At 75.9% G+C, this 2,374-nt stretch carries 2 protein-coding genes; one reads left to right on the top strand and one right to left on the bottom strand.

Going from position 1 to position 2,374, the window contains the following annotated elements:
* Window positions 1-262: 262 nt before the first annotated feature.
* A complete protein-coding gene (locus AOK18_RS28780) occupies window positions 263-994 on the bottom strand; it encodes a VIT1/CCC1 transporter family protein (protein WP_055574996.1) in 732 nt (243 codons plus the stop codon).
* A 309-nt stretch (window positions 995-1,303) separates the two neighbouring features.
* On the opposite strand from AOK18_RS28780, the gene AOK18_RS28775 reads away from it, so the two are divergent.
* A complete protein-coding gene (locus tag AOK18_RS28775) occupies window positions 1,304-2,329 on the top strand; it encodes an ADP-ribosylglycohydrolase family protein (RefSeq protein WP_055574995.1) in 1,026 nt (341 codons plus the stop codon).
* The last annotated feature ends 45 nt before the right edge of the window (window positions 2,330-2,374 follow it).

Genomic DNA, 2,374 nt, shown 5'->3' with positions numbered 1-2,374 from the left:
TCGGTGTCCGCCGGTCCGGGGCGGGGCCGGGTGTCTTCACCCGTTCCCGCGACTGCGTCGTGAGCCTCATTGCCCACAGCGCTTTCGGCTCATGCCCCGTGCTCACACGGTCGAAACCAACGAGTAACGGCCATGTGCGCGGTTCCTCGCACACGAACGGAGCGAGGGGGTCCGGGCCGCCGTCCGCGCGGGGACTCCGGGCCGGCCGCCCCGGTCGCGGGCAGCCGTGCCCGCGCGTCCGGGGTGAGCCGTCCGAGCCGGGTCACCCTACGGCGGTTCCGAACCACGTGCCAAGGGCGTACGTCACACCGGCCGCCGCGCCGCCGAGGGCGAGCTGCCGCAGACCGCTGTACCACCAGGTCCGCGCGGTCACCTTGGCGACCAGCGCGCCGCACAGGAAGAGTCCCAGCAGGGCCACCAGCACGGCGGGCCACAGGGCGCTCGCGCCGAGCAGGTACGGCAGCACGGGGAGCAGCGCGCCGAGCGCGAAGGCGCCGAAGCTGGAGGCCGCGGCCACGGTGGGCGAGGGGAGGTCGCCGGGGTCGATCCCCAGTTCCTCCCGGGCGTGGATCTCCAGCGCCTGCTCGGGGTCGCGCGACAGCTGCCGGGCCACCTCGGCGGCGAGTTCCGGCTCGACGCCCCGGGCCTCGTAGAGGGCGGCGAGTTCGGCCTCCTCGTCCTGGGGGTGCTTGCGCAGCTGGTGCCGCTCGACGTCCAGTTCGGCCTCGACGAGCTCGCGCTGGGAGGCGACGGAGGTGTACTCGCCGGCGGCCATGGAGAAGGCGCCGGCCGCCAGGCCCGCGAGGCCCGTGATGACGATGGTCTGCTGCCCGAGCGAGCCGCCGGCCACCCCGGTCATCAGCGCGAGGTTGGAGACCAGGCCGTCCATCGCGCCGAACACGGCCGGGCGCAGCCAGCCGCCGTTGACGTCGCGGTGCGTGTGGTTGTCGCGGTGCGCCTCGTGCAGCGTCGCCTCGGTGTCGATGATGGCCATGCCGTTCCCCCGGGGAGTTCGCGAAAGCGTCTGCGAAGCCGGCGTCCCCGACGGCTGCTGCAGACCTCGATTTAGACAGGTTCTACTTTTTGAACAACGCCCAACCTACGCCTCCGCATTCCCTCCCGCCAGCAAGGAAAGGCTGGGCTAACCTGCGGTTTCGTCGATTCCGCCCCTCGTCCGCGGGAGGGCCGGGGCGGGTGCCGACCGGGTGACACCGGGGCCCGTGAGGCTGTTCCGGCCCCCGCACCGGGGACAGTTCCGCAAAGGGCTTCGCGCCTCTCGGGGCGCCCCTGAGAGGAGCCGCGCATGGCATCGACCGCCCGCATCCCCTCGCCCCCGGAGCCCGGGGACTCCCCCGGGCTCCGCGCACGGGCACGCGGCGCGCTGCTCGGCCTGGCCGTCGGCGACGCACTGGGCGCCCCGGCCGAGAACCTGAAACCCTCCGAGATCCGCGCCCGGTGGGGCCGCATCACGGGGTACGTGGCGGAGCACCCCGCGGGCACGGACGACACCGAGTACGCGATCCTGTCCGGCCTGCTGCTGGCCCGGCACGGCTCGGACCTCACCCCGGCGCAGGTCGGGGCGGCCTGGCACGAGTGGATCGCGGACCGTGCCGAGGGACGGTTCCGCGGCGCCGGGTTCAGCGAGCGCGGCACCCTGGAGAACCTCCGCCGGGGACTGGCCGCCCCCGTCTCCGCCCAGCACCGCCACGCCTGGAGCGACGGGCTGGCGATGCGGGCGGCACCGCACGGCGTGTTCGCCGCCGGCCGTCCCGCCGAGGCGGCCCGGCTGGTGGCGGTCGACGGCTCGGTCAGCCACGACGGCGAGGGCATCTACGGGGGCCGGGCGGTCGCGGCGGGCGTGGCGGCGGCGATGGCCGGAGCGCCGGTGGTCACCGTCGTGGCCACCGCGCTGGCCCTGGTGCCGGAGGACTCCTGGACCGCCCGCTCCCTGCGCCGCGCCGTCACCGCGGCCCACCGGGGCGAACGCGCGGTCCGCTCCGCGGTCGTGATCGGCGGCTACCCCTGGACCGACCTGGCCCCCGAGGCCGTCGCCCTCGCCTTCGGCGCGTACGCGGCGGCGGACGGGGACTTCGCGCAGACGGTGCTGACGGCCGTCAACATGGGCCGCGACGCGGACACCACCGCGGCGGTGGCGGGCGCCCTGGCGGGCGCGACCCGGGGCGTCGCCGCGATCCCGGAGGAGTGGGCGGCCGCGATCGGCCCGGCCCGCGGCAGCTGCCTCCCCGCGATGGCGGGCCACCACGTCCTGGACATCGCGGACCTGCTCGTCCCGGCCCCGGCCGGCACCACCACGGAGGCCCCGGCATGACCCTCTCCCCGCCGGACGCGACCCCCGCGTCCGGCGGGGAGAGGG

Origin of the sequence: Streptomyces prasinopilosus (assembly GCF_001419695.1) — a bacterium.
Classification (GTDB): Bacteria; Actinomycetota; Actinomycetes; order Streptomycetales; family Streptomycetaceae; genus Streptomyces; species Streptomyces prasinopilosus.
Note: the sequence above shows the minus strand (reverse complement) of the source record. Positions and strands in the feature narration are given on the sequence as shown.

Bases quoted from the DNA above. Each gene is read 5' to 3' on its own strand.
- AOK18_RS28775 (WP_055574995.1), top strand. From the start codon at position 1,304: ATGGCATCGACCGCCCGCATCCCCTCGCCCCCGGAGCCCGGGGACTCC.
- AOK18_RS28780 (WP_055574996.1), bottom strand. From the start codon at position 994: ATGGCCATCATCGACACCGAGGCGACGCTGCACGAGGCGCACCGCGAC.